The sequence below is a fragment of the Hydrogenovibrio halophilus DSM 15072 genome (genome assembly GCF_000384235.1).
Classification (GTDB): Bacteria; Pseudomonadota; Gammaproteobacteria; order Thiomicrospirales; family Thiomicrospiraceae; genus Hydrogenovibrio; species Hydrogenovibrio halophilus.
Genome location: NZ_KB913033.1, coordinates 1,084,584 through 1,108,869 on the forward strand (window position 1 = coordinate 1,084,584; position 24,286 = coordinate 1,108,869).

Below are 24,286 nucleotides of genomic sequence, written 5' to 3' on the forward strand. Positions count from 1 at the left end.
GGTCATTTTGGTGTTCTGCGGTCAGCGGAATTTGGCCATCTGGTTGTAAATTTCGAGTTCGTCATCGGCCAATTGACGCAGCAAATCGGCAGCCTCTTTGAGGCTGTGATCGCCGCGTTCTTTGCTCAGCCGGGCACAGATCAAAGCAAATTCCCGCCACTGATCGCCCAGATCAATAAACCGTTGTGCCCAGTCCTGGCACTCGGATCGGTTCAGAATGTCGCCCGCTTCCTGTAGAAAAGCCGCGTACATATAGCGAAACCCGGCCCCGCCAGTCCCGATTTCTTCCTGCATTCGGACGATGTGTCCCAAAAAAAGCTGGCGATAGCGTTTGCGGTCTTCCGCCAGTTTTTCAATCCGTTTGGCCACCATTTTCATGCCGCCCACGCCGGAGATGGGGGTGAGGTTGCGCTTGCCATTGGCCTTGCCGGTAAAGCGAATCGCTTTGGGCAACAGGCGTTCAAAATCGATGCGTTCGGGCACCGACTCAAAGTAGTAAAGCCGCCCTTTGGGGGCCAGCGCGCCCTTGGCAAAACGGGCCTGATTCAGTGAGTCGGCATCGGTGGTGACGGTGTGCGAAAACACCGGATCGCTGATCTGGTAGTGGGTCTGACCTTGTTCGTCCTGTTCTTTGCCAAACACCAGCAAATTGTGGGCATTGAAGTGAAAGCGCATTTCCTGTGGAAAATAAGGCAGAAAGAACACCGAGGTTTGCAATCCGACCAGTGTGCCCTCATCCAGTTTCCGGTCGAGAAAGGCCTGACCTTCGGCGTCGTTGCGAAAGGTTTTGAATCGGATTTTGAGTCCGGGAATGCGCCAGGAAAGCATTTTCAGAATCAGTCTGGGCGGCATGCGATAAGCCATCAGCGGCAGGCCGTTGATTTTGACAAACGGCAGGTAGGCATAGGTCAGGCCACTGGCCAGACCGAATGCCATGGGTTCGGACACGTCCAATCCATGATGACGAAACAGCGCGGAAGCGGCCCCGGTTTCACAATGGGCGGCTTGTTGATGGTCAAAATTGTCAATCATGCGTGGGGTCTTTGTCTTTGAGGGGTGGCAATTGCATCAATTCGTCAGGCGACAGGCCCAGAACGCGGGCATAGCGTTCACGCTGTCTGTCGGAGAGTCTGGCGAAACGCTTGGGATCAAAATGGCGGCGTACCTGCCATTGAAACCGACCCATGGCCTGCGCCAGCATGGGCAGATCCAGTCGCTGTTGATACATGTGATACTCCAGTGGGGAGGTTTCGCCGACGTGCGCGCGAGCCAGTGCGTCCTGTGCCAGCTGGGCAATCTCATCCACCGCCTGTTTCAAGGCGTCGATTTCGGCTTCCCAGCCCTGGGTCGGCGTCGGCGTCAGCTTGCCATCCGAGTCCTGAGCGTACAGCACTTTGGTTTCGCCTTCGTAGATGGCGTCCGCCTGCTGCGGTACGGCGTCTTTTTTCATTGGTCGTCGGCCTCCGTTTCGACCGCTTCCAGTAACATGAACCCGCTGGAGAAGCGTCCGCTTTCGGGCACAAAGCACAGAATGGTCTCGCCTGCGGTCAATGGGCGCGTGCGTATGAATTCATCCAGCATAATAAAAATCGAGGCCGAGCCGGTATTGCCTTTGGTGGTGAGGTTGGTGAACCATTTGTGATCGGGGATCGAAAAGTGCATCTCATCCAGTGCCCGGGCCACTTTGTCATAAAAATACATGGATGAAATGTGGGGCAGAAAATGGTCCACCTGATCGGGCGTCAGTCCGGTTTCGTCAATGATGCGGCTCAGGGTTTCGGTCACCGCCAGCGGTACAATGTGCTCATTGAGCTGTTTGACGTTCTGCTTGATGCTGAGCACGCTCTGATCAAGTAGGGTGTCGGATGAAACCTGTCGCCAGCCGGTGAGGGTGCTGTCGTCATTCTGTAGAGCCCCGGCAAACATGCAGGCCGGTTGCTGATTGGCAAAGGAATAGGTTTTGATCCAGCGGATACGCAGATTGGTCTGGCCGTGTTGCGGTGTCGGTTGCAGGCACATGGCTCCGGCCCCGTCAGACAGCATCCAACGCAAAAAATCCTTTTCAAAACCGATTTCCGGGCGATCTGCCAGCGCTGCCAGTTTGGCCGCGCTTTCCGCCGTAAAGGTCTGTGACTGCAACAAGGTGGAAGCGGTTTCCGAGCCGGTGGCCACCGCCTGCGTGGCGTCACCGGATTTGACCGCCAGATAAGCGTATTTCAACGCCATCAGGCCACTGATACAGATGCTGCTGGTGGACACGGTTTCGCAGGGCGGGGTTTGCAGTTGACCATGCACCATCACCGCATGGCCGGGAGCCAGCTGATCGGCCAAAGTGGTGCCGCAGGCAATCAGGTCAATGCGTTGCATCGCAGAGGGGTCAGAGAACAGATTGCGAATGGCTTCGGCGGTCAACTCGGCATTGGTGTGGGTATAGGCACCGGTGTCGGGGTCGATCACATAGTATCGGCTTTTGATGCCGTTATTGCGCAAAATCAAACGCCTGGCACGGGAAGGCTTGCCTTGAATCTGTCCCAGTACCGACTCAATCCGCTCATTGTCCACCGGGTCATTGGGCAGGGCGCTGGCGGTATGGGTAATATAGACCGGCTTCATCGACATGGGAACGCCTTCATCCGCGCATTGTCCGAGCCGGAAGGCGCTTCGAAATCCTGTTTCATTCGGGTCAGTTTTTTCTGTAACAGGGGGCGAAGCAATCGCTTGAGCAACATGGTCAGTGGCACCACGGTGACAATCATCGTGATCAAAAACAGCACATAGACCACCAGAACCGGCTTGCGTTGCCAGCTGCCGGGTGGGCCGACCTTGCGGATCAGTTTGCCCCAGATGGCAAAGCTGCGAGCCCCGATTTTTTCAGATTGCAACAGGCCTGGATTGGCTTCAACGGCCTGTAAACCGTGCAGAATCGAGCTTTGAGGTGGGCGGTTTTCTCTGGCAAACCAATCGGCAATGGCGTGGCCAAAGCGTTGGCTGCAACGTATGTCCTGATCCGAAATCCCGGCATCCGGCAGGCCGAATACGCCCTGTTTTTTGCCGGTCAACAACCAGCGTGGCGTGGTGACAAAGGTGGCGAGGCTGTGGCCCTGATCGGTCAGGACCACGTTATCAATGTGTCGGGCCTGCAAGGCTTCCAGCATGGATTGCATTTTGAGGTGTGCCTGCCCCCACATATTGCGACATCCCACCACCGTGATCACTGGCGTGTCTTTAAGCCAGTTCTGGGCTTGTTTGGATTGCAGGAAAGCGGTGGTGGGCAAAGACGGCGACAAAAACCAGGGTTGGTAACCCAGAATCACCAAATCAAATGGACCCTGCGTTTCAATGAGTCGGTTTGGCGGTGGGTCCAGTGCCACAGATTCCGGAAACACATCAAAAAAATCCAGAAAGCGCCAGGGAAAGGCAAAAGAACGGGTCGATTCCAATGCCACCCGCGTTACTTTCACCCGGTCAGACTCGGCCAAAGGATGCTCGATCTGATTGAGAATCTGCGCCAGTTGACCGGTCTGGCTGTAGCCGACGATGAGGATCTTAAACGCCATGGGCGGAACTCGGTTTGACTGTGTGATGAAATTGCGCGTATTTTATCGAAAATGGTGGGGCGAAACAGCGGTTATTTGCTCGGATCATAGACATTCGGGCGTTTGTAGAGTGATTTCACCAGGCCTGGTAAAAAGAACCCTTTTCGAACGAGTTTGCCAGCCACCATCAGGGTGATATGGCTGATGTCAAAACCGGGGCGGAAATGGCTGGCCCGCCGGGTTTCCGGGTAATGAGAGGCAATGGGCACAAACACCAGATCATAGCCTTTTTGCGCGGCATTGATCAGCACTTCGCTTTCAAACACAAATCCGGACGGGCCTTTATGATCGTAATCCAGCTGGCGCAACAGGCTGGCCGGATACAACCGAAACCCGGACTGAGAGTCGGCAATGGGTTTGCCGGCGGCCCAGCTCACCCAGAAATCGGCTATTTTATTGGCAACCTGACGGGCACGAGGGGCGTTTTCCCGATTGGTCAATCTCGCCGCAATCACAAAGTGCTCCGGGAAGCGGTCGAAGGCCTGGTTCAAAAGCGGAATATTGGCCGGATCATGCTGGCCGTCGCCGTCCAGTGTGATCACCCGTTCGTAGCCCTGCTCCAGGGCATATTGAAAACCGGTCAACAGAGCCTGAGCCTTACCGGCATTTTGTGGGTGTTCCAACAGGGTCACCCGGGTTTTTCGTACGCATTCTGCTGTGTCGTCCTCACTGGCATCATTGACCACGATGACCGACGAGGTCTGAGCCAGCGCCTGATCAATCACGGTCTCAATCGTAGCCGCTTCATTATAGGCCGGGATCACAATGCAAAAAGAAGCAGACATGAAGAAACCTTAAGAAATTTTTTTGAGCATACGTGGGTGATTGAGCCAGCGACTCAAGGTGGCACCGGTATGATACCAGTGATAAAGCAACGCTTCGATCAGAAAAGGCTTGCTCAACGGCAACAAGTCCGTTTCGGCCGCGATTAAATGCGTTTCAAAGCCGAGCGCGTTGGCCATGGCCCCACATCTGGCCAGGTGATAGCGGTTGGAGACCAGCCGTATTTGCAATGGCCTGTCATCGTTCTGAAAGACTGAGCGCAATTGCTTTAAATTTTCCAAGGTGTTGCGAGAACGGTCTTCAAGATGAATGCACGGTTCGATTGCGGGAACCATGTTCATGAGAAAATGGGCTCCGGCTTGTGCTTCGCTGATGGCTTGCGGTGCATTGGGTCCGCCCAAGAGCCAAACAGTCTGTTCGGGCGTGCTTTGCCAAAGCGCCAAAGCTCTGGTCAGTCGTTGCTGGTAATCTGCATCCGGTTGTTGTTCGATTAACTGCTTGCCTGGCACCACAATCGGCAGTGGCCTGTCGCAATGAGATGGAAAACGACGTGAAGCGCGGTAGGTTTTTGTCAGGCAATAGAGGTAGGAGAGTCCCAGCGTGATCACAATCAAAACCAGAGTGACCAGGAGCATGAACACGCCGTCCCGATCCACCCCGGTTTGATCAACGCTGGATGTGAGTCTCACTCTGAATCAGAGGCCGCTCAGTTGAACCTGAATGCGATTGTTCAGGTTTTGGACCCAGCTGTTGTAGTTTTTGTGGATGGTGTTTTTCTGCGGATCGTAATCCAGATCCACACTGGACTGGTACACAATGCTGTATTCTTTGGCCGAATACGGAATGGACACAATGGCCTGATGCGTGCGCAAATTCAAAGTGCCCTGCAAGGCATTGTTGTCTTTTTCTGTAATGATCCAGCCCAGTCCAACGCCAGCCTGCTTGATCGCTTCTTTGACTTCTTCAGCGGATGACACCTGAGCAGGTACCGGTTGGGATTCCATGTTCTGAATGTGGGCACCACGGCATGCAGACAGAGCCAGTCCGGTCATAACCAGAAAACCGACAAAAAAAGATTTTCTCAAAGGGCGCATAGGTTTCTCCTATCAGGTTGGGTTAAAACGTGTTTCGTTTGGTTTTAAAGATTTCCCATTCGGGCTTTGTCAACGGGCGTCTGAAGCCACAGGGTGGCGTCTTCGGCATTGGCTTCCACTGTGCGTCCGAGAACCGAACAGGAACTTTTGTAACCGGCAAACATGCCGCCACCAGAATGGCGACCCAAGTCGGCTTCGGCAAGTTTGTCTCCGTCCTTGTACAAAGTCAGGTGGATCTGGGTGAACTTTCGGTGCCCGATAAAAGGGTTGCCTTCACTGATGATCTGATCGTAGCGTGCGGCCAACTGATAGCCTTTTTCGGTTTGATCAAAGTCGGTCGTGGTTTGAACGGTAATGCCTTTTTCTGCCGCTTTTTGCGTTAAAAGTTCTGGGAATTGCGTCTGCAGTTCACATTCATTCAAGGCCGCCTGACTGATGTGAGGGCCTGACTGGATGTCTGTAACACGTGCTATGGTGATGGTTTGAATGGCATCCGTGGTGGCCGGTTCGGCATTTTGCAACCGGACATTCTGATCACCGCCGCCACAAGCGGTCAAGAAAAGCGTTGAAGACAGTAAAGCGAAGGCAGATAAAAAACGCATAAATGGGATTTCCTTAAACATTCGAATTTGTGATTATTTTCGTCAAGTTATTTTAATGCAAAATGCGCAGCCGTCAACAGCTGTGGATGCGTTTTTCAGGCCATGCCGCCGTTGATCTGAAAAACCTGACGGGTGATGTAGTGGCTCTTGTCGCTGGTAAGAAAGCCGACCATGTGGGCAACGTCTTCCGGCTTTCCGGCACGTTTCATGGGGACCAGTGCTTTGGTTTGCTCGGGCGGAAAGGCGTCTTCGCTCATGTCACCTTCGATGATGCCGGGGGCGATGGCGTTGACCGTAATGCCGCGTGAGGCCAGTTCCAGTGCCAGGGATTTCGTGGCTCCGATCAGCCCGGCCTTGGCGGCGGCGTAGTTGGTCTGGCCGCGATTGCCGGTGATGCCGGCAATGGAAGCGATGTTGATGATGCGCCCCCAGCGAGTTCGGATCATGGGCAGCAACAAGGGATGGGTCACATGAAAGAACCCATTGAGCGAGACGTCCATCACGGTGTGCCATTGTTCCGCACTCATGCCCGCCATGGGGGCGTCGTCGTGCAGGCCCGCGTTGTTGACCAGCACCTGAATCGGTCCGGCTTCCAACAGGGTTTCCACCCCGGATTGCGTGGCCTCGGCGTCGGTCAGATCAAACGCGATGGCTTCGGCCAGAGTGGCACCGTTTTCGGTGTTCAGGGTTTGGGCCAGTGCCTGGGCGTTTTCCAATCGCCGGTTGGCATGCAGATACACAAAAAATCCCTGCTCGACCAGTTCCCGGGCAATCGCCTGTCCGAGATCGCCACTGGCTCCGGTAATCAACGCACGTTTTTTTTCCTGGGTCATGATGCGGCTTCCTTGTGTTCGTCTGGATTCAGGACCAACACCTGGCCCTGGCAATAGATCCGGTCACTGTCGTCTGAAAGCCTGAATTGATACAGGGCGGACTGGTCCTGAATCGCCAGTGGTTGAGCGTGTCCAGTCAGGGGGGCGCTGACAGGCGGATCGCTACTGAATTGGATTTTTTTCAAGCGAGCAATGTAACCTGGGCTGGGGGAACCCGGTTCCTCTGCCTGTGTTTGAGCGAGCAGGGCCTGATGCAGGGCACAGGCCTGGGCCCCGTATTCAATCAGGGCGCTGTTGGGCAGGTCGCCGTTTTCAGCCAGCGGATGATCCTTGTCCAAATGCGTTCGGGTATGACAGGTCAATTGCTGCGCATCCCAGTCGCTGACGGTTTCCCAAAAACACATTGGCCCACTGTGCGGAATCAGAGTTTCCAGTGTCTGACGATCAATCGGTTTCATGTTCTGCTCCGGGTTGGAGGTGAACAGACAGGTGTAAGTCGGGAGAAAGCGGGTAGGTGAAAGACGCCGTTTTCTGTCTGGCCAGCGCTTGCAGTAAAGGCAAAATTTGTGCCGCCTGATTGGCCCCGAACCACTCGGATTCGGGCGATGGCTGGCTGCCCGGCTTGACTTGCATTTCCAGCGTGGCCAGCGCATTCGCAGCAGGCTGGATACTCAGCACCAGCCCGGCCCCGAACGGCACAATATCGGGCTGATGGTTTTCAATGATCGGGTCAATCGGCAGGTCATACAGAATCAGCATGGCGTGCGGTTCCACCTCTTCCAACTGGCTGAAGGTTTCCAGCAGACTGTTGCCCAGTTGGTATTCACCGGCTGACAGGGCCGAGGCCGCTTTCTGGTTGCGTTGACCGATCATCCAGTAACCTGCGGGGGCGTTGTGGACAGAGTTATGGAAGTGGATGGGCGAAACCATGGGCTCATCGGACAGAATGGCCTGGGTCATTTTGGCGGAAATGGCGGTGTCGCCATCGACACAGGCAAACACAGCGGGCAACTGGCTGCGTGCTTGCGGGGACAGATGCCGACAGGTGTCTTCGGCGGTACGCAGAGCCAGCTTGATGGTGTCGGTGGTGCGGCGTCGTTCGTTGGCCGGCAGAAATTGAGGGCTGTAGCGGCTTAGTGGTTCGTCCTGATAAGGTTGCACACCCTGCAATACTGGCAGGGCGTGCTCCCAACCTTCCAAGCCCGGAGCTTGAAGACCGATGGTTTGCAGGTAGACTTTCATTGCAAGGCCTCCCTGCGCGAAAAGATCAGTGACGCATTATTGCCGCCAAAGCCAAAAGAGTTGGTCATGCAATGACGGACGCGATGCGCTGTCGGTGTCCGTACCGGGGCGAGGTCCAGTTCGGGGTCCAGTGTGTCCAGATTCTGATTGGGCCAGAGGGCTTGCTCTGTCAAAGCGTATTGGCAGAAAATGGCCTCGACAATGCCGGCGGCCCCGAGGGTATGGCCAGTAAAACCCTTGGTGGAGCTGTGGGCGGGAATCGAGGCTCCGAACAGGTGACGCAGAGCCTTGGCTTCGGCCAGATCGTTGCTGGGGGTGCCGGTGCCGTGCAAATTGATGTAATCGATGTCATCGGTTTCCAGTTGCGCACGTCGCAATGCGGCCTGCATCGCCAGCACCGCGCCCTGCCCTTCCGGGTGCGGGGCTGAAATGTGGTGGGCATCACTGCTTTCACCGAAACCGGTCAAGACCACGTCTGCGTCTGCATTGGAATCGGGTTTTTCCAACAGCATGAAACCGCCCGCTTCGCCGATGTTGATCCCGTCCCGGTTGGCGTCCAGTGGTTTGACCGGCGAGGCACTGATCAGACCAAGCGCGTTAAAACCGTGCAGGGTGGTCAGGCACAGGGTATCGACCCCACCGACGACCACGGCGTCCACAAAGTCGTGTGCCAGCCAGCGCTGGGCCGTGGCAAACACCTTGGCCGAGGAAGAGCAGGCGGTGGAGATGACCACGCGCGGCCCTTGGGTGCCCAGCACCTGAGCGCAGAAATCGGCCAGCGCGTTCATTCTGTGGGTTTGAGGATAATGGTAATTCGGGTCAAATTCGCCGGTTTCGGCTTTTTTCTGCAGGGTCTGCTCGGTGGACAGAATGCCCGAAGTGCTGGTGCCCAGTGCCACACCGACCCGGTGGGCACCGTATCGGCTGATGGCCGCCTGGGCCGATTGGACAAAGTCATCCGTGTGCAGCGCCAGCCAGGCCAGTTGATGATTGCGACAATGCCAGTCTTTGAGCGCGCTGGGCAGGACGACCTCGGCAATGGCTTCGATTTCGCCAAAGGTCGCGTCCAGCTTGGGCGTCAGGGTATTCAGCCCCGGGCGCAATCCGCTCTGGCTGTGGATCAGCGCGTTCAGGTTGGCCGCATGGCCTTGGCCCAGAGCCGTGACCAGGCTGGAGGCGGTGATGTGCGGAAATACATTCATGTTGCGTATTATAGACGAGCGGTTACGTGTTTTCGATGAGGGTTTCATTCAATGCGGCGGATTTTTCCACAACAGCGTCGGCGGGGCCTGAAGCAGCTGTTGGACAAAAGGCCAAAAGCGTTCATTTTGTTTTTCGGGAAAGCGTTTTTGTCGCCAGCAGAATTCCAGTCGAAACCAGAAACCGATGACGATCAGACAGCCGGCAAGGAAAAGACTTTCGCTGAACAGACTGTGTTCAAGCCGTCCGCTGTGAGTCAGGCACATCAGGCCGAGTTTGGTCGCGAGCATCAGGCTGAGCAGGCCCACCCAAACCCAGGTCACCAGCCGGGTGTACCGACGTTCGGCCTGAGTGAGTGACGGGTTCATCCATTGAGCAAAACGGGTGATCATGGGCATGTTGTGGGGGCGCAGACTCAGGGTGAATCCCAGCCATACCGGCAACAGGACGATCAGGCTCAGGCCGGAACGCCAGCTCTGCCAGTCGTCGGGCAGCCACATGCCGAGGCCGATGATCAGGGCAACCATCAGTAATGCCGGAATCAGCCTGGTCATTATTCCAGTCCCTGGACGGTTTCGTCAGACTGGTAAAAATTCCAGGTGAGGCCCATGCCGAAGGTGACGGCGTTGTGGGTGTCCACCAGTGGGCTGTCCTCAATCACCGCTGGGGACAAATCCCGCCAGATCACAAAGCCGCCGACCCAGAGATCCTGAACGTGCCAGTTGAAACTGGCGCCGTAGGCCAGACTGGCCAGGCCGCCATCGGCCTGATAGGTGGGACGTCCCGGGCGTGCATCCTGGGTACTGACGCCGTAAAAATAGGCGTTGTTGCTCTGACTGGCAAATTCGGCGCGGGCGCTCAGGGTCAGTTTCAGGCGGTCTTTGCCCGGAAGATTGCGCCGAAAATAATAATACAGTCCCGGCGATGTGCGCCAACCCTGGGTCGAGACCTGTGAAAAATCGGTGGCCAGAATGCCATACACTGGCCATTCCAATTTCAGTTCATTGAGATCATGCTGGTACAGGCGGTATTTGAAAACCGGGCCGATGCCCAGTGTCGCATCAAGATCGTCCATGCCTTCGCGTGCCTCGTTGTCATCGCTGGCCACCGGGATCGAGCCGGTGGCGCTGAGGTCGAGTTCGGCCCGTCCCCATTTTTGAAGGGGCTTTTTGACTTCCCGCTGGTCAATCTGAAAGTCGTCGCCCCGATAGGTGATATAGGGAAAGGGCACCACCAGCGTGTTGGACTGGTCTGAGCCGGGGTAATCCGGGTAGTGGATAAACGAAGGGCCCAAACCGAACTCCCATTTGGGCAGGGTTTGTTGGGCGACACTGGTGTGGGCAAACAGCAATGAGATTCCCACGGATATGAGCGTTATGATCGGCTGGGGTCTGGGCATAAGCAGGCCTGGTAAAAAATGGGTTGAGAGGGTCTGTATTTTACGCATGCGCGGCTGGAAATGGCATAATGTGATACCAAGTGTATTTGACCGGAGCGACTTTTGCCAGTGACCACCCTCATTTATGACGCCGCACAGAAAGAAACTTTTGACGCCGACATTTTGCCTGAGCTGGAAGCCTTTCTGGGAGAGAACCACGACCTCAAAACGCTGGCCTACGAAGGCCAGTCTCTCACGGACTGGTCGCCGCAAGGCGAGGTCTGGTGCTGGTTGGGCGATGAGGCCCTGTATGATTTGATTCCATTGGCGGTAAAACAGGGCTGGACGCTGGGGTTTTTGCCGCATCCGGAGATGACGCGGTCTCTGCGCGCGTTTCGGGTGGCAGAAGATTTGCCTGACGCTCTGGAAGCGCTGTCGGAGGAGACCGAGCCGTTTGCCACCGATTTAATGTATTGCAATGACTCGCTGGTGTTGGGCTCGGTGATGATTGGCCACCCCAATATCATGAAACCGGCGTCACTGGTGGATGAGAGCCTGTGGTGCAAGCTGAAAAACCTGCTGGTGATGACAGCCAATATCAGCAAAAACTGTCTGCTGCCGTTCAAATGCAAAACCGCCAAAGACACCGAAATCAGTACCGCGGCTTTGGGCGTGACCCTGGTCTATCGGCCCGGCAACAGCGAGTTCACCAAACGCGTGGTGGGCGAAACCGAAAAAGACGAGCCCATGTTGCATGCGGTGATTCTGGCCCCCACCAGCATTGTGCAGGTGCTGCATTTTCTGTTTACCAAAGTGCTGCCGCGCTACGTGCAGGCCAAACAGACGTTGCCGGAGTATGTGGGCTATGTCAAAACCCAGTCGATGGACATCAACGGCAGCGATGACATCCAGTACAGTGTCGATGGCGAAACCCTGCATGCGGACAAGGTGGCGGTACGTGTCGAGGCCGATGTGCTGTCGGTGCGCAATGCGAAATTGCCGGAAAAAGACACCAGCAAGGAGTTAAAGGAAACGGTCAAGATTCAGCGTCTGCCCAAGGGGCAGGCGGTCAAGGAACTGATCAACCGACGCCTGCCTTGGATTCACCACGCCGATCAGGAAGAGGTGCGTGAGACTTTTGTCACCCTGAAGGAGAACGCCCAGACCAGTGAATCCTATCTGGTGTTGATGATTCTGGCGTCCTTGCTGGGCACCGTCGGTCTGTTTGCCAATTCCGCGCCGGTGATCATCGGGGCGATGATTCTGGCACCGTTGATGTCGCCGATCATTTCGTTTTCCATGGGCGTGTTGCGCCAGAATTCGGATTTGATTGTGACCAGTGGCAAAACGCTGGTGGCCGGTGTCGGGGTCAGTTTGCTGTTTGGCACCCTCCTGACCCTGTTGATTCCGTTGCAGGTGATCAACAGCGAAATCGGCGCGCGTTTGAGCCCCAATCTGCTCGATCTGGGCGTGGCGATTCTCTCCGGCATTGCCGGGGCCTATGCCAGTGCGCGGCATGAAGTGGCCAAAAGTCTGGCCGGGGTCGCGATTGCGGTCGCGCTGGTGCCACCTCTGGCCGTGGCCGCCATTGGCATTGGCTGGTGGGACTGGCAGGTCTTCTGGGGCGCGTTTTTGCTGTTTGTGACCAACCTGGTGGGCATTGTGCTGGCGGCTTCGGCCACCTTTCTGCTACTGGGTTTCAGCGCCTTCCATATTGCCAAAAAAGGCTTGATTCTGTCGCTGGGCGTGGCCGCCGTGGTCAGCATTCCGCTGGTGTTTGCGTTCGGGTCCCTGGTGCAGGAACAAAAAGTGGTCTACACCCTGGAAGGCATGAAACTGGAAGGCGTGGAACTGCGAGATGTGCGCATTCGCAGCAATGACCCACTGGTGATTTCATCGCGGCTGTTGTCGGATCAGGCCTTGAGCGTGCAGGAAGTGGACGCGGTCAAGGCCGCGATTGAAACGCGACTGAATCAATCGGTGCAACTGGAAGCCACCACCGCGGTGATTCGCTAACGTCTTTAATAGTGATAGCGACAGGCGATGATGGTGAGTTGTCGATCGTCCACAGCGTAGACCAGACGGTGACTGGCGTCGATGCGTCTGGACCAGAAACCGCTTAAGTTCTCCTTGAGGGGTTCGGGTTTGCCAATGCCTTCAAACGGGGTGCGCAGGGTGGCACGAATGAGTTTGTTGATGCGTTTTAACGTTTTCCTGTCCTGACTTTGCCAATATTCATAATCGCTCCAGGCACGTTCTGTCCAGGAGAGAATCTCAATCGACATCGATCAAGCCTTTTTCCTCCGTCTTGCCTGAACGGTATTGTTCAATCGACGTTTTTAAATGCGATGCGTTCCCGGGCGAACTTAATAAGTGAACCGTTTCCATCAAACTGTCGAAGTAGTCCTGTGACATCACGATGGCATTGTCGGCATCGCGACGGGTAATCAGGGTGTAATCGGCATTATCGACCACGCCATCCAATACGGCTTTCAAGCTGTTTCTTGCGTCTGTGTAGCTGACCACTTGCATGGTTGTGTCTCCAATGAAAAAAGTGTGCTTTTATTTTAAAACATGTACATTTAATTGTCCATGTCTGGCTGTATTGAAACATTTCAGACAATAAAAAACCCGCTTGCGCGGGTTTGAAAATCTTCAAAAACACCAGGCCTGGTGCTTTTTCATCTTGTTGTTTACTGCTTGGCCATGGCTGCGCGTTTGCGCTCGACCAGGTTGTGGATGATGGGGGACATCATCAGATCCATGGCCTGGATCATGTGCTGACCGCCACAGACCAGGGTTTCCTCATTCTGCAGGAAGGCACCGGGAATTTCGTTTTTGACCGCTTCCAGATCGATGTCCTGGTGACGCACGTGGCAGATGATCAGGGAATCTTCCGGTTTGGGGCCTTCCGGTGCGTCCTCGGAGATGGTGGAGAACGGATCGGAGGTGTCGATCAGCGGCACCCGGTGGAAGTTGATGTGGGTGCGGTGGAACTGGGGCACGATGGTTTCGATGTAATCGGGCATGCGCTCCAGAATCACATCACGGACCTGTTCGACCGAATAAGGGCGTTCGGAGGTGTCGCGGTAGATTTTCTGCATCCATTCGATGTTGATCGAAGGGGCGACCCCAATGCCCAGATCCACATACTGAGCCACATCGTGCATGCCTTCTTCCGGACCGTGATCTTTACGTTTGACCATGCCGTGCAGACCTTCATAGAACAACACGTCCGTGCCTTCTGGAATCGGTTCCCAAGGGGTGAATTCGCCCGGGTTCAGATCGGTGCCCAAGCGCGCATTGTGCTCTTTGGCTTCGTCTTCGCTGTGGATGTAATAACGACGCTTTCCGGTCGCGGATTCCTTGTATTCCTTGAACAGCGCTTCCAGTTCATTGAACAGGTTGGCGTGCTCGGAAAAGTGGGTCAGTACCGGACCGCCGCTTTCCTTGGATTCGGCCACGCGTTTTTTCATTTCCACGCGCGGGAACTTGTGGTAGCTGTCGCCTTCGACAATCGCGACTTTCAGACTTTCACGGTCGAAGATTTTTTCGACGGCGCGCTTGACGAACGATGTGCCGGCACCGGAAGATCCGGTAACGGTAACAATAGGATGTTCTACTGACATAGATTGTCTCCTTCAATTGATCACAAGCGATAAAGGGAGCCTTTACAACTTGTGTGGTGTTGCCACCATGCTTAGTTTTAAAAATTCGGTAAATGCGTGCCCGGTTTCTATCTCCGTTTTCACCAGGCCTGGTCAAAATGGCGTCTATTTAATCGGATTTTGGCCTGAGGTGCAATTTTCATTTTTATGACAAGGACTTATCGGCCCTGTTCATCGGTGTGGCCCCGTGTTTCGGGTCACACATCAATGTTTTCGACCTGCAGCGCATTGCTTTCGATGAAGTCACGACGCGGCTCGACTTCATCTCCCATTAAGCAGGTAAAAATCTGATCGGCCTTGACCGCGTCCTTGATCGACACCTGCAGCAAGCGCCGGGTTTCGGCGTTCATGGTGGTTTCCCACAACTGCGCCGGATTCATTTCCCCCAGACCTTTGTAGCGCTGAATGTTCTGACCGCGCTTGGCTTCTTCCATCAACCAGTCCATCGCTTCTTTGAAGCTGTCAACGGCTTGGGTTTTTTCGCCACGTTCGATCCAGGCCTGGCTGCCGAGCAGGTCTTTGAGTTGCGCCGCCAGCTGGCTGATCTGTTCAAATTCGGGGCTGGCAAAGAAATCCTCGTCAAACACCTGAGAACTCATGGTGCCGTGCTCACGGTATTGCAAGCGGATTTGATGTTTCAGTTCGCCTTCCAGAGCGGGTTCGACCTGCAGTTGGTACGCCACTTTCTGACGTTCGCCAATGGCTTTCAGGCGCGGTAGTGCCTCGTCAATCCAGGCCTGGCAGCGATCATAGTCGTTCAGGTCTTTGGCATAAAATGGCGTTAAATCGGTCATCAGTGTCAAAAAAGTGGGGCTGAATCGACGTGACAGGCGCTGAATAATACGCTGGGTCTGCAGGTATTTCTTCGCCAGGCCTTCCAGCGCCATTTCGCGGATCGCTGGGGTGTCCGGGCCGGGATAGAGCGCGGCTTTGTTGAGCGCGGCCTGCAGCAGGTAGTTTTCCAACTCGGCGTCGTCCTTGAGATAGGCTTCCTGCTTGCCTTTTTTGACTTTGTACAAAGGTGGCTGGGCAATGTAGATGTAACCGCGTTCGATCAATTCCGGCATCTGCCGATAGAAAAAGGTCAGCAGCAGGGTACGGATGTGGGAACCATCGACGTCGGCATCGGTCATGATGATGATGCGGTGATAACGCAGCTTGTCGGGGTTGTATTCTTCCGCCCCGATGCCGCAACCCAGTGCGGTGATCAGGGTGCCGACTTCCACCGAGGCCAGCATCTTGTCAAAACGGGCTTTTTCCACATTCAGGATTTTGCCTTTCAGCGGCAAAATCGCTTGACTTTTGCGGTCACGGCCCTGTTTGGCCGAGCCGCCGGCGGAGTCACCCTCCACCAGATACAGTTCAGACAGCGCGGGGTCTTTTTCCTGACAGTCCGCCAGCTTGCCCGGCAGGCCGGCGATGTCGAGCGCGCCCTTGCGGCGTGTCATTTCGCGGGCTTTGCGCGCGGCTTCGCGCGCCCGGGCCGCATCGATGATTTTGGCAAACACCGCCTGAGCTTCTTTGGGGTTTTCCATCAGAAACTCGGACAGTTTTTCATTCATCGCGGTCTCGACCGCGGTTTTGACCTCGGACGACACCAGTTTGTCTTTGGTCTGGGACGAGAATTTGGGGTCGGGCACTTTGACCGAAATCACCGCGGCTAACCCTTCGCGGGCATCGTCGCCGGAGACGGTCATTTTGTATTTTTTGTTCAGGCCTTCTTTTTCCGCGTATTGATTGAGCGTACGCGTGAGCGAGGCGCGGAAGCCGGACATGTGGGTGCCGCCATCGCGTTGCGGAATGTTGTTGGTGTAGCAGAAAATCGATTCTTGATAGGCTTCCGACCACTGCATCGCCACTTCCACGGTCATGTCGTCGCGCTCGGCGGAAAAATAGAAAATGTTTTCGTTGATCGGTGTTTTGTTGGTGTTGATGTAGTCCACAAACGCGCGAATCCCGCCTTCGAATTTGAAGGTTTCATGGCGGTCATCGCGTTTGTCGATCAGTTCAATGTGGACGCCTGAGTTCAGAAACGACAATTCGCGCAGACGTTTGAGCAGATAGTCATAGCTGAATTCGGTCTGGTTGGTAAAGGTTTCCTTGCTGGGCAAAAAACGGATTTCGGTGCCGGTGTCGGTGGTCTCGCCCACCGATTCCAGAGGAGCGACCGGCTCACCGTGGCGATAGGTCTGTTTCCAGACTTTGCCCTGACGTTTGATCGTCAGGTGCAGCTCTTCCGAGAGCGCGTTCACCACCGAGACCCCAACCCCGTGCAGGCCGCCGGAGACCTTGTAGGAGTTGTCATCGAATTTGCCGCCGGCATGAAGCACCGTCATGATCACTTCGGCCGCGGAAACGCCTTCTTCTTCATGCATGTCCACCGGAATCCCGCGGCCATTATCGGTAATGGAAACGGAGCCATCGGTGTGAATGGTGACCACAACCTTGTCACAGTGTCCGGCCAGGGCTTCATCGATGCCGTTGTCGACCACCTCAAACACCATGTGGTGCAGACCGGTGCCGTCGTCCGTGTCACCAATGTACATGCCCGGGCGCTTGCGAACCGCATCCAGGCCTTTGAGGACTTTGATCGAGGAGGAGCCGTAATCGTCTTGCTGGGCGTTGTCGGAATCCGGAATCTGTGAATCTGTCATGGGCGTCTCTGTGTTGATGGTCGATCAGAAAATGGAAGTCAGCCAGCGCCGATTGAAACGTGATGCACCGAATTCTTCCAATCGCGCGATTTTACCACAAATGCTGCCCATTTGTAGGGAGATTCGCATACACGGTTATGGGTGAAGGGAGGGGGTTAAGAGGCCGTACGCATTGGCAGACAGGGCTTCTGCTCGGCCTGCTTGAATTGTTTTTGCATGGCGGCGCGGCGCTTTTGTGCCTGGACGTATTCGGCTGGCTGCGGTTGAATCAGATACAGAAAATCGCCTTTTTCAAACGTCTGTTCATCGGCCTGAGCAAGCCAGCCGTGAGCCTGTTCCGGTTCAATCCGCACCGGGCTGATGACCGCGATCCTGAGTTGGGGGGCACGCTGGGCGAGTGCGGCGACGGTGCCCAGAAATTCGTCACTGTGGAAGGCGCCGTTCAAATGCAGAATTTGGGCATCTGGATGGTCACGTTTGGCGTTTAAGAGGCTTTCGGCCATGGTGTTGTCACGCAGCAATTGGGCCTGGTAGCTTTGCCGTTGGCGTTGGGTCACGTCTGTTTTCTTGGGGGACGTGGATTCGCCATGGGCTTGCCCGGTAACAAACTCGAAAAATCTGGGCTGGTAGCCAGGTGGGTCATAAAATGGGTTCTGTGCCACCCAGTCCCGCTGGTTCGGGGGCAGGCGGTTCAAGTAGTCCGGGCCATGCCGACCCACGCAACGCACAATCCTGCCCGGGGCATTGGCTGCCACCACGGGCAGAAAATGGCGCTTGGCAAATTCGATCATCGGGCGATAGCTGCCGGTGTAATTGGGCCAGGCGTCGGTTTCGTCGGTCAGGGTTTTTTCGCCGATCTGACTTTCCAGATAGCGTTCGATCACGGCCTGGTCATCGCGCTCAAACTGTTCCAGACTCAGAATCTGATTGGGGTGTTGCGCAAACAGCGCGGCCTGCAACTGGGCCTGCAGCAGATGCGAGGCCTGATTGCCGTGGTATTCCCCCACAAAAATGACGTCTGCGTGGGCCAGCTTTTTGACCAGGCCTGGTAAGTTTGTGGGCTCGCGGGTGTCACGATCGATCAGATGGTAGTCGTAAAGATGGGTCAGAGGCGCGAACTGGGCAGGGGGATTCTGAGCAACCGAATCGCTTTGGGACGACGGAAACTGGCTGCAGCCACTGAGGCCAGCCAGCGCAGTCAGCGCCAGCGTGAAAAAGAATGGCTGTTCAGTTTTCATCCGGGAAATCGGAGCCGTGGGGGTTGGCTTCGCGGTACGCCGGTTGGCGCTGGTCCACCACCGCCTTAGGGATGAACGTGAATTTTTGCCCACTGACGACGGCTTCGTACATCAGCCCGCCTCGAGCGATGATGAAGGTGGCCATGCCTTTGTAATAGCCGCCTTTGTTGACGGCGTTGTTCTGTCCGCCGCTGGCGCTGGCATTGGGACCGCGGGTGGTCGCTTCCGCCGAGGCCGATGCGGTGATGACCGTGGCGCTGGCCTGAGCCCCGAATTCATAGGTACCTTGGGTAAATCGGTCATAGTCTTCCTTGTTTTCAAAAAAGATGACCTGACTGTAGGCCTGGCCGCCCAGCTGAAAGCCGAATGTGGTTTGGGTCACGGTGACATCCCCGGTGTATTTGTGGTCCTTAAATACCCGGCCTTCCCCGTAGGCACCGCCCACAAACACCACGCCGGCTTTGCCGATTTTGGGGAAAACGGCATAACCATAAGCGGTTTCAAAGTAAGGTTTGGCGGCTTTGGCGTCCAGAAACATCTTGATGGTGTCCCGGTATTCGTCGGCATGCGCCAGCGGTGCCAACAACATCAGAGCCATAAGCAACGTGCGAAAAAAGGTATGTTTCAGGAAAGTCATGCAAACGTCCTTGAATAGAGTCTTGACCAGCGAAAACCCTATTCTACCGCAAAAGGGTCATCAAGCGGAAGCCGCTCGCAAAGCGAGGCATGAGCCGAAGCCGGACCCGCTTCGAACTTGCCGCAAAGGCAGCGTAACGGCTTGGTTTTCATCGGTTTTTGACAATTATTGCAGGGTTTGCTAAGTTCAAAGAAGACCTGAACCGAAAGGCTCTCTCAATTGTCGGGATCACATTTGGGTCAAAAGGGGGTTGTCATGTTCTACAAATCCAGCATCTTAAGCGCTTGTTTTCTGGCGCTGACACTCAGTCAAACCGCCATGGCGGAAGAGTTGAAAGTCAAAATCACGCCGAAGCTTAGCCAAATCAGTGTCCAGCACAACGGCGAGCCGGTCACAATCCAACTCAATCAGGACCAAAGCAACACCATCGACAAGGATTACGCGTTGACGTCGCGTGCCTGTCCGCCTTTCTGCATTCAGCCGATCAAGATCGCACCCGGCGTGACCACGATTGGCGAACGAGAAATGCTCGACTTTCTGCAACGAAAATCGGACGGTGACAGTTCGATTGTGGTCATCGATTCGCGCACGCCTGACTGGGTGGCGAAAGGCACCATTCCCGGCTCAATCAATCTGCCCTGGACCAAACTGCATCCCGAAGCCAGCGGTTACACGGCTTTTGAAGTGGAGGGCATTTTAAACTCGCGGTTTGATGTCAAGAAGGAGGCAGGAATCTGGGATTTTTCCGAGGCCAAAACCTTGGTGCTTTTCTGTAATGGGCCTTGGTGCGCGCAGTCGCCCACCAATATCAAAGCCTTGGTGAATTTAGGTTATCCTGCCCACAAACTGTTCTGGTATCGAGGCGGAATGCAGGCCTGGCAATCCATGGGCTTGACCACCGTCAAACCCTGAAAAAAACCACATCAGTCAAACCCCGTTTTCACCAAGCCTGGTGAAAACGGGTGTCCAGCCGTGTCTGCTAGCTTTGAAATCGCCGGTGCCAGGCTTCCCGTGTCTGTTGGACGATTTGGAAGAACACGGGGATAAAGAAGATGGCGATGAGAATCAGGGCGAGCATGCCGCCGATGATGGTCAGGCCCACGTAAAAGCGGCTGGTCGCGCCTGCGCCGGTGGCAAACAGCAAGGGCATCACGCCCAGAATGAAGGACAGCGATGTCATCATCACCGGTCGAAAGCGCAGTTTGGCTGCGCTGAGAGCGGCGTCTGCAATGCTCAGACCGTTTTCTTTGCTGCGCTCCTTGCTGGCGAATTCGACCATTAAAATCGCGTTTTTGCTGGCAATGCCAATCAGCAGCACCATGCCGATCTGGGTATACAGGTTGTTGGTAAAGCCGGGCATGAGTTTGAGCGCCAGCAGTGCGCCCCAGAAGGCAATGACGACGGTGGCGATGATGGCAATGGGCAGGCTCCAGCTTTCGTATTGCGCCACCAGAAACAGGTAGGCAAACAGGGTGGCGAGGGCAAAGATGATCAGAACCAGTTCGTTGGCTTTGAGGGCTTGCAGGGTGTTGCCGGTCCATTCGATGAAATAGCCCTCGGGCAAGGTCTCTTTCGCCAGCCGGTCCATGACGTCCACCGTCTGGATTTCACTGATGCCGGTTTTGGGCGTGATTTGCAAGTCGGCACTGCGCACCAGATTGTAACGGTTGATGCTGGACGGCCCGATTTCGGGCACCACTTCCAGCAGGGCGCTGGCGGGGACCAGATCGCCATTCCGAGAGCGGATTTTCAACCGTTTTATGTCATCGATCTGGTTGCGGTTGTCGGCATTGGCCTGTACTTGCACCTGATAATTGCGTCCTTTCAGTGTGAAGTCGTTGACGTATTCGCTGCCCAGTTGCGTGGCCAGGGTCTGATAAATCTGTTGCGGGCTCACGCCCAGCATTTGCGCCCTGTCGCGGAAGATGCGCACCTGGTATTGGGGCGTGGTGGCGCTGAAGGTGGTTTTGGCGCGTTCGATTGCGTCAGATTGATTGGCTTGATAGACCAGCCCGCGCAGGGTTTGCGCCATGGCCTGCACCGATTCGCCGCTTAAATCCTGCAGTTGCGCGCTCATGTCGCCGCTGAGCCCCAGCCCGTTGATCGCAGGCGGCGGGAAGGCAAAGGCGTTGGCCTCAGGCATGGATTCGAGCGATTGATTGATCTGGCCCAGAATGCGATACCATTGGGTGTCTTCGCTGGTGCGTTCGCTCCAGTCGTCGAGAATCGCGATCATAAAAGCGCTGTTGGCCGCCAGCCCGGAGAAGAGGCTGTAGCCGGACACGGCGATGACATCGCTGATGCCGTCAATGGGTTTGAGGGTGTCGGTGACCGTTTTTGTAAAGTCCTCAGTGCGCGCCAGAGAAGCGCCGTCGGGCAACTGCACATTGATCATCAAAGCACCGCGGTCTTCGGGCGGGATGAAGCCGCCGGGCACGGTTTGAAACAGCCAGACCGTGGCCGCGGCAAACAGCACAAACACGCCGAGCACGGTTTTGGGAAAGCGCAAAAGCGTGCCGATGCTGCTCACATAGCCATTGCGCACCTTGTCCAGTGCCCGGCCAAACGGCCGTGTCGGCGACAGTCTGGCCAGGGCGGAGGCCGCTTTGCTCCCGGTTGGGCGCAATAACAGGGCGCACAGCGCCGGAGACAGGGTCAGAGCGGTGAGAGAAGACAGAATCACCGCAAACGACAGGGTGGTGGCAAACTGGCGGTACAATTCGCCGGTGATGCCCGGCATAAAAGTAATGGGCACAAACACCGCCAGCAAGACCAGAGTGGTCGCAATCACCGGCGCGGTCATCTGGCGCATGCTCTCGATGGTGATCCGCTTGCGGTCCAGTGCGTCGCTGTCGGCCTGATCAATCAGGCGCTGGGTGTTTTCGACCACAATGATCGCGTCATCCACCACGATGCCAATCGCCAGAATCAGCGCAAACAAGGTGATCATGTTCAGGTTGAAGCCAAAGGCAAAGAGCACGCCCATCACCCCGATCAAGGCAATCGGAATCGCCGTGGCCGGGATCAGGGTGGCGCGCCAGTCGCCCAGAAACAGCCAGGTCACCAGCACCACCAGTGAGAAGGTCATGGCCAGGGTTTTGACCACCTCCTGCACCGAAGCGCGCACCGACTCGGTGGTGTCATAGAGGATGTCGTAGCTGAGACCGTCGGGCATACGCTTGCCCTGGCGTGCCATTTCGGCATAAACCGCATCGGCCACTTCAATCGCGTTGGCACCGGGGGTTTGAAACACCGCCAGAGTGGCCGAGGCCTGGTTGTTCAAACGTGCATTGGCCAGATAGGATTTGGAGCCCAATCCCACTTCGGCCACGTCTTTCAGGCGTACCAGACCGCCTTCGGAGCTGGCGCGCAGCACAATCTGCTCAAAGGCTTCGGCATCGTTCAAGCGGCCATCGGCTTTCAGGGTGTATTGAAACGCCGGTGCTTCGCCTTGCGCGGTGCTTGAATCGGCAAACGGTGGGCCGCCGATGGTGCCGGCACTGGTCTGAATGTTCTGGCGGCGAATGGCCGTGACCACCTCCGAGCTGCTCAGATTGTGCGCTTCGAGTTTGAGCGGGTCCAGCCAGATGCGCATGGCGTAGTCGTTCTGGCTGAGCTGTTGGGCATTGCCGACGCCGGGCACCCGTGACAGGGGTTGCTCCAGATTGCGCGCGGTGTAGTTGTTCAGAAACAGGGCGTCATAGCGTTCCTCGGGTGAGAACACGTTGATCACCATCAGCATGTTGCCGCTTTGTTTCTCGGTGGTAATGCCCTGTCGGGTCACCGCTTCGGGCAGCTTTGGGTGGGCCAGTGCCACCCGGTTCTGCACCTGCACCGCCGCCATGTCCGGGTCGGTGCCGACTTCAAAAGTGATGGTCAGTTGGTAATGGCCGTTATTGCTGCTTTGTGAGGACATATACAGCATCTTGTCGATGCCATTGACCTGCTCTTCAATCGGGATCGCCACGGTTTCGGCCAGGGTCTCGGCGTCCGCCCCCGGGTAGTGGGTGGACACCTGCACCTGGGGCGGCGCGATATTGGGGTACTCGTTGATTGGCAGGGCCTTGAGCGCAATGCTGCCTGCCAGAACCACCACAATGGCCATGACAAACGCGAATTTGGGGCGGTGCACAAAAAAGGCTGAAAACATGCGCTAGCGCTCCTCAGCCAGATGCGGCGTCACCGTCTGTTGGGGCGAGACTTTCTGCAGACCCTGGGTGATCACGCGCTCGCCTTCCTTCAGCCCGGCTTTGACCACCCATTGATGGGCAAAGGATTCGCCCAGAGTCAGACGGCGTTCTTCGACCTGATCCCGGTCATTGACCACCAGCACAAACGCGCCGTTGCGATCTTTTTGCACCGCCTGCTGCGGTACCATGATTTCCGGGTCGTCACGGGTCTGTTCTATCACCACGGTCACAAACTGACCGGGCAGAAGCTGGTGATCGGGATTGGCAAAACGGGCCCGGATTTTGATGCTGTCGGTCTGGGGATCGACTTCATTGCCCAGAAATGTGAATTTCCCGTTGTGGTCATACTGGCTGCCATCGGACAGGGTCAGTCGCGGTTCCGGGCTGTCGGCCAGCGCCGCCTGCAAAGATTGTTCGCCCAGATTCAAATCACGGCGAAATGGCAAAAGCGCGCGTTCGCTGATCTCCAGACTCACATAAATCGGGTCGAGTTGATGCACGCTTGCCAGGGTGCCGCTGGCCGGGTTGACCAGATTGCCCCGGGTGTAATGGCTGATGCCAATCACGCCGTCAATCGGGCTTTGAATGTCGGTGTAACCCAGTTGGCGCTCGGCGTTTTCCACCGCCGCCTGGGCCAGTTGCACCTGCGCTTTGGCCGAAATGCTGGCGGCTTCGGCCTGATCCAGCTCGGCCTGGGAAATCAGGTCTTTGCGGACCATGTTCTGTTTGCGTCGGAAATCGGCGTCGGCATTCTGACGTTGGGCCTTGGCTTGTAACAGCTGCGCCTGCGCCTCTTTGAGCGCGGTTTGATAGGAGGCCTGCTCAATCTGGAACAGCGACTGGCCTGCTTTGACCGTTTCGCCCTCTGCAAACAGGCGTGCCTGCAAAAAGCCTTCGATGCGAGCGCGCAAGGCCACGGATTCGATCGGTTCGACCCGCCCGAGCAGGCGGTGCGTTTGAGAGGGGGCGGAAGATTGCACTGCGACCACGGTCACCGCGGTCTTGTCCTGGTTTTCAGCCTGGGCGGGCGTCACAACCCCCATTATTCCGGCCATGCCCAGAACCCAAACCACCAGGCCTGGTAAAAAAGACGATTGACCAGCCAGAGTGACGCCAGAAAAACGACAGGACATGGCAACTCCTTCAGAGCATGAACGATGGCAATGGATCC

General features: G+C 56.0%; 24 protein-coding genes. 2 read left to right on the plus strand and 22 right to left on the minus strand.

All coding sequences use genetic code 11. The features are described from left to right. Positions 1-21: 21 nt before the first annotated feature. The 14 genes from A377_RS0105200 to A377_RS0105265 form a co-directional block, all read right to left on the minus strand. Positions 22-1,032, minus strand: a complete 1,011-nt coding sequence (locus A377_RS0105200; RefSeq protein ID WP_019895142.1) for a BtrH N-terminal domain-containing protein — start codon at positions 1,030-1,032, stop codon at positions 22-24. After that, on the minus strand, positions 1,025-1,450 hold the full coding sequence (locus A377_RS0105205; RefSeq protein ID WP_019895143.1) for a hypothetical protein: 426 nt from the start codon (positions 1,448-1,450) through the stop codon (positions 1,025-1,027). Before A377_RS0105205 ends, A377_RS0105200 begins: the two co-directional genes overlap by 8 nt. Further along, on the minus strand, positions 1,447-2,619 hold the full coding sequence (locus A377_RS0105210; protein ID WP_028485283.1) for a beta-ketoacyl-ACP synthase III: 1,173 nt from the start codon (positions 2,617-2,619) through the stop codon (positions 1,447-1,449). Before A377_RS0105210 ends, A377_RS0105205 begins: the two co-directional genes overlap by 4 nt. Further along, entirely contained in the window at positions 2,610-3,557 is a 948-nt protein-coding gene (locus A377_RS0105215) for a hypothetical protein (protein WP_019895146.1), read from the minus strand. The genes A377_RS0105210 and A377_RS0105215 overlap by 10 nt, the downstream gene beginning before the upstream one ends. A gap of 71 nt (positions 3,558-3,628) precedes the next feature. Continuing rightward, entirely contained in the window at positions 3,629-4,381 is a 753-nt protein-coding gene (locus A377_RS0105220) for a glycosyltransferase family 2 protein (protein WP_019895147.1), read from the minus strand. A gap of 9 nt (positions 4,382-4,390) precedes the next feature. Then, positions 4,391-5,068: a YdcF family protein gene (locus A377_RS11930; protein WP_019895148.1), complete on the minus strand. Its 678-nt coding sequence runs from the start codon at positions 5,066-5,068 to the stop codon at positions 4,391-4,393. Between the two features lie 6 nt (positions 5,069-5,074). Continuing rightward, on the minus strand, positions 5,075-5,473 hold the full coding sequence (locus tag A377_RS0105230) for a hypothetical protein (RefSeq protein ID WP_019895149.1): 399 nt from the start codon (positions 5,471-5,473) through the stop codon (positions 5,075-5,077). Between the two features lie 44 nt (positions 5,474-5,517). Then, positions 5,518-6,075, minus strand: coding sequence for a hypothetical protein (locus A377_RS12710; RefSeq protein WP_157760750.1), 558 nt, complete (start codon positions 6,073-6,075; stop codon positions 5,518-5,520). Between the two features lie 95 nt (positions 6,076-6,170). Then, positions 6,171-6,908: a 3-oxoacyl-ACP reductase FabG gene (fabG, locus tag A377_RS0105240; protein WP_019895152.1), complete on the minus strand. Its 738-nt coding sequence runs from the start codon at positions 6,906-6,908 to the stop codon at positions 6,171-6,173. Beyond that, on the minus strand, positions 6,905-7,366 hold the full coding sequence (locus A377_RS12715; RefSeq protein ID WP_019895153.1) for a hypothetical protein: 462 nt from the start codon (positions 7,364-7,366) through the stop codon (positions 6,905-6,907). Before A377_RS12715 ends, fabG begins: the two co-directional genes overlap by 4 nt. Continuing rightward, positions 7,353-8,150, minus strand: coding sequence for a beta-ketoacyl synthase chain length factor (locus tag A377_RS11945; RefSeq protein ID WP_019895154.1), 798 nt, complete (start codon positions 8,148-8,150; stop codon positions 7,353-7,355). Before A377_RS11945 ends, A377_RS12715 begins: the two co-directional genes overlap by 14 nt. Continuing rightward, entirely contained in the window at positions 8,147-9,352 is a 1,206-nt protein-coding gene (locus tag A377_RS0105255) for a beta-ketoacyl-ACP synthase (protein ID WP_019895155.1), read from the minus strand. The genes A377_RS11945 and A377_RS0105255 overlap by 4 nt, the downstream gene beginning before the upstream one ends. A 48-nt stretch (positions 9,353-9,400) precedes the next feature. Continuing rightward, a complete protein-coding gene (locus A377_RS0105260) occupies positions 9,401-9,904 on the minus strand; it encodes a COG4648 family protein (protein WP_019895156.1) in 504 nt (167 codons plus the stop codon). Then, the gene (locus A377_RS0105265) at positions 9,904-10,749 is read right to left on the minus strand and encodes a MipA/OmpV family protein (RefSeq protein WP_083919104.1); all 846 of its coding nucleotides are present in this window, start codon (positions 10,747-10,749) and stop codon (positions 9,904-9,906) included. Before A377_RS0105265 ends, A377_RS0105260 begins: the two co-directional genes overlap by 1 nt. A 108-nt stretch (positions 10,750-10,857) precedes the next feature. Between A377_RS0105265 and A377_RS0105270 the strand changes: the two genes are divergently transcribed. After that, complete coding sequence (locus tag A377_RS0105270) at positions 10,858-12,744, plus strand: TIGR00341 family protein (protein WP_019895159.1); 1,887 nt, start codon at positions 10,858-10,860, stop codon at positions 12,742-12,744. A 5-nt stretch (positions 12,745-12,749) separates the two neighbouring features. Here A377_RS0105270 and A377_RS0105275 read toward each other — a convergent pair whose 3' ends face one another. From A377_RS0105275 to A377_RS0105300, 6 genes are all read right to left on the minus strand, one after another. Continuing rightward, on the minus strand, positions 12,750-13,013 hold the full coding sequence (locus tag A377_RS0105275; protein ID WP_019895160.1) for a Txe/YoeB family addiction module toxin: 264 nt from the start codon (positions 13,011-13,013) through the stop codon (positions 12,750-12,752). Beyond that, a complete protein-coding gene (locus A377_RS0105280) occupies positions 13,003-13,260 on the minus strand; it encodes a type II toxin-antitoxin system Phd/YefM family antitoxin (RefSeq protein WP_019895161.1) in 258 nt (85 codons plus the stop codon). Before A377_RS0105280 ends, A377_RS0105275 begins: the two co-directional genes overlap by 11 nt. A 161-nt stretch (positions 13,261-13,421) precedes the next feature. After that, positions 13,422-14,357, minus strand: coding sequence for a phosphoribulokinase (locus A377_RS0105285; protein ID WP_019895162.1), 936 nt, complete (start codon positions 14,355-14,357; stop codon positions 13,422-13,424). A 236-nt stretch (positions 14,358-14,593) separates the two neighbouring features. Further along, entirely contained in the window at positions 14,594-17,050 is a 2,457-nt protein-coding gene (gyrB, locus tag A377_RS0105290; RefSeq protein ID WP_019895163.1) for a DNA topoisomerase (ATP-hydrolyzing) subunit B, read from the minus strand. Between the two features lie 155 nt (positions 17,051-17,205). Continuing rightward, on the minus strand, positions 17,206-18,288 hold the full coding sequence (locus A377_RS0105295; protein ID WP_019895164.1) for a ChaN family lipoprotein: 1,083 nt from the start codon (positions 18,286-18,288) through the stop codon (positions 17,206-17,208). After that, positions 18,278-18,925 carry a lipid-binding SYLF domain-containing protein gene (locus A377_RS0105300; protein ID WP_019895165.1) on the minus strand — a complete coding sequence of 216 codons (648 nt, stop codon included), beginning with the start codon at positions 18,923-18,925 and terminating at the stop codon, positions 18,278-18,280. The genes A377_RS0105295 and A377_RS0105300 overlap by 11 nt, the downstream gene beginning before the upstream one ends. 255 nt (positions 18,926-19,180) lie before the next feature. On the opposite strand from A377_RS0105300, the gene A377_RS0105305 reads away from it, so the two are divergent. Then, on the plus strand, positions 19,181-19,837 hold the full coding sequence (locus tag A377_RS0105305) for a rhodanese-like domain-containing protein (RefSeq protein ID WP_019895166.1): 657 nt from the start codon (positions 19,181-19,183) through the stop codon (positions 19,835-19,837). A 67-nt stretch (positions 19,838-19,904) separates the two neighbouring features. On the opposite strand, the gene A377_RS0105310 is transcribed toward A377_RS0105305, so the two are convergent. Then, complete coding sequence (locus A377_RS0105310) at positions 19,905-23,075, minus strand: efflux RND transporter permease subunit (RefSeq protein ID WP_019895167.1); 3,171 nt, start codon at positions 23,073-23,075, stop codon at positions 19,905-19,907. 3 nt (positions 23,076-23,078) lie between these two features. After that, positions 23,079-24,248: an efflux RND transporter periplasmic adaptor subunit gene (locus A377_RS0105315; protein WP_019895168.1), complete on the minus strand. Its 1,170-nt coding sequence runs from the start codon at positions 24,246-24,248 to the stop codon at positions 23,079-23,081. Between the last annotated feature and the right edge of the window lie 38 nt (positions 24,249-24,286).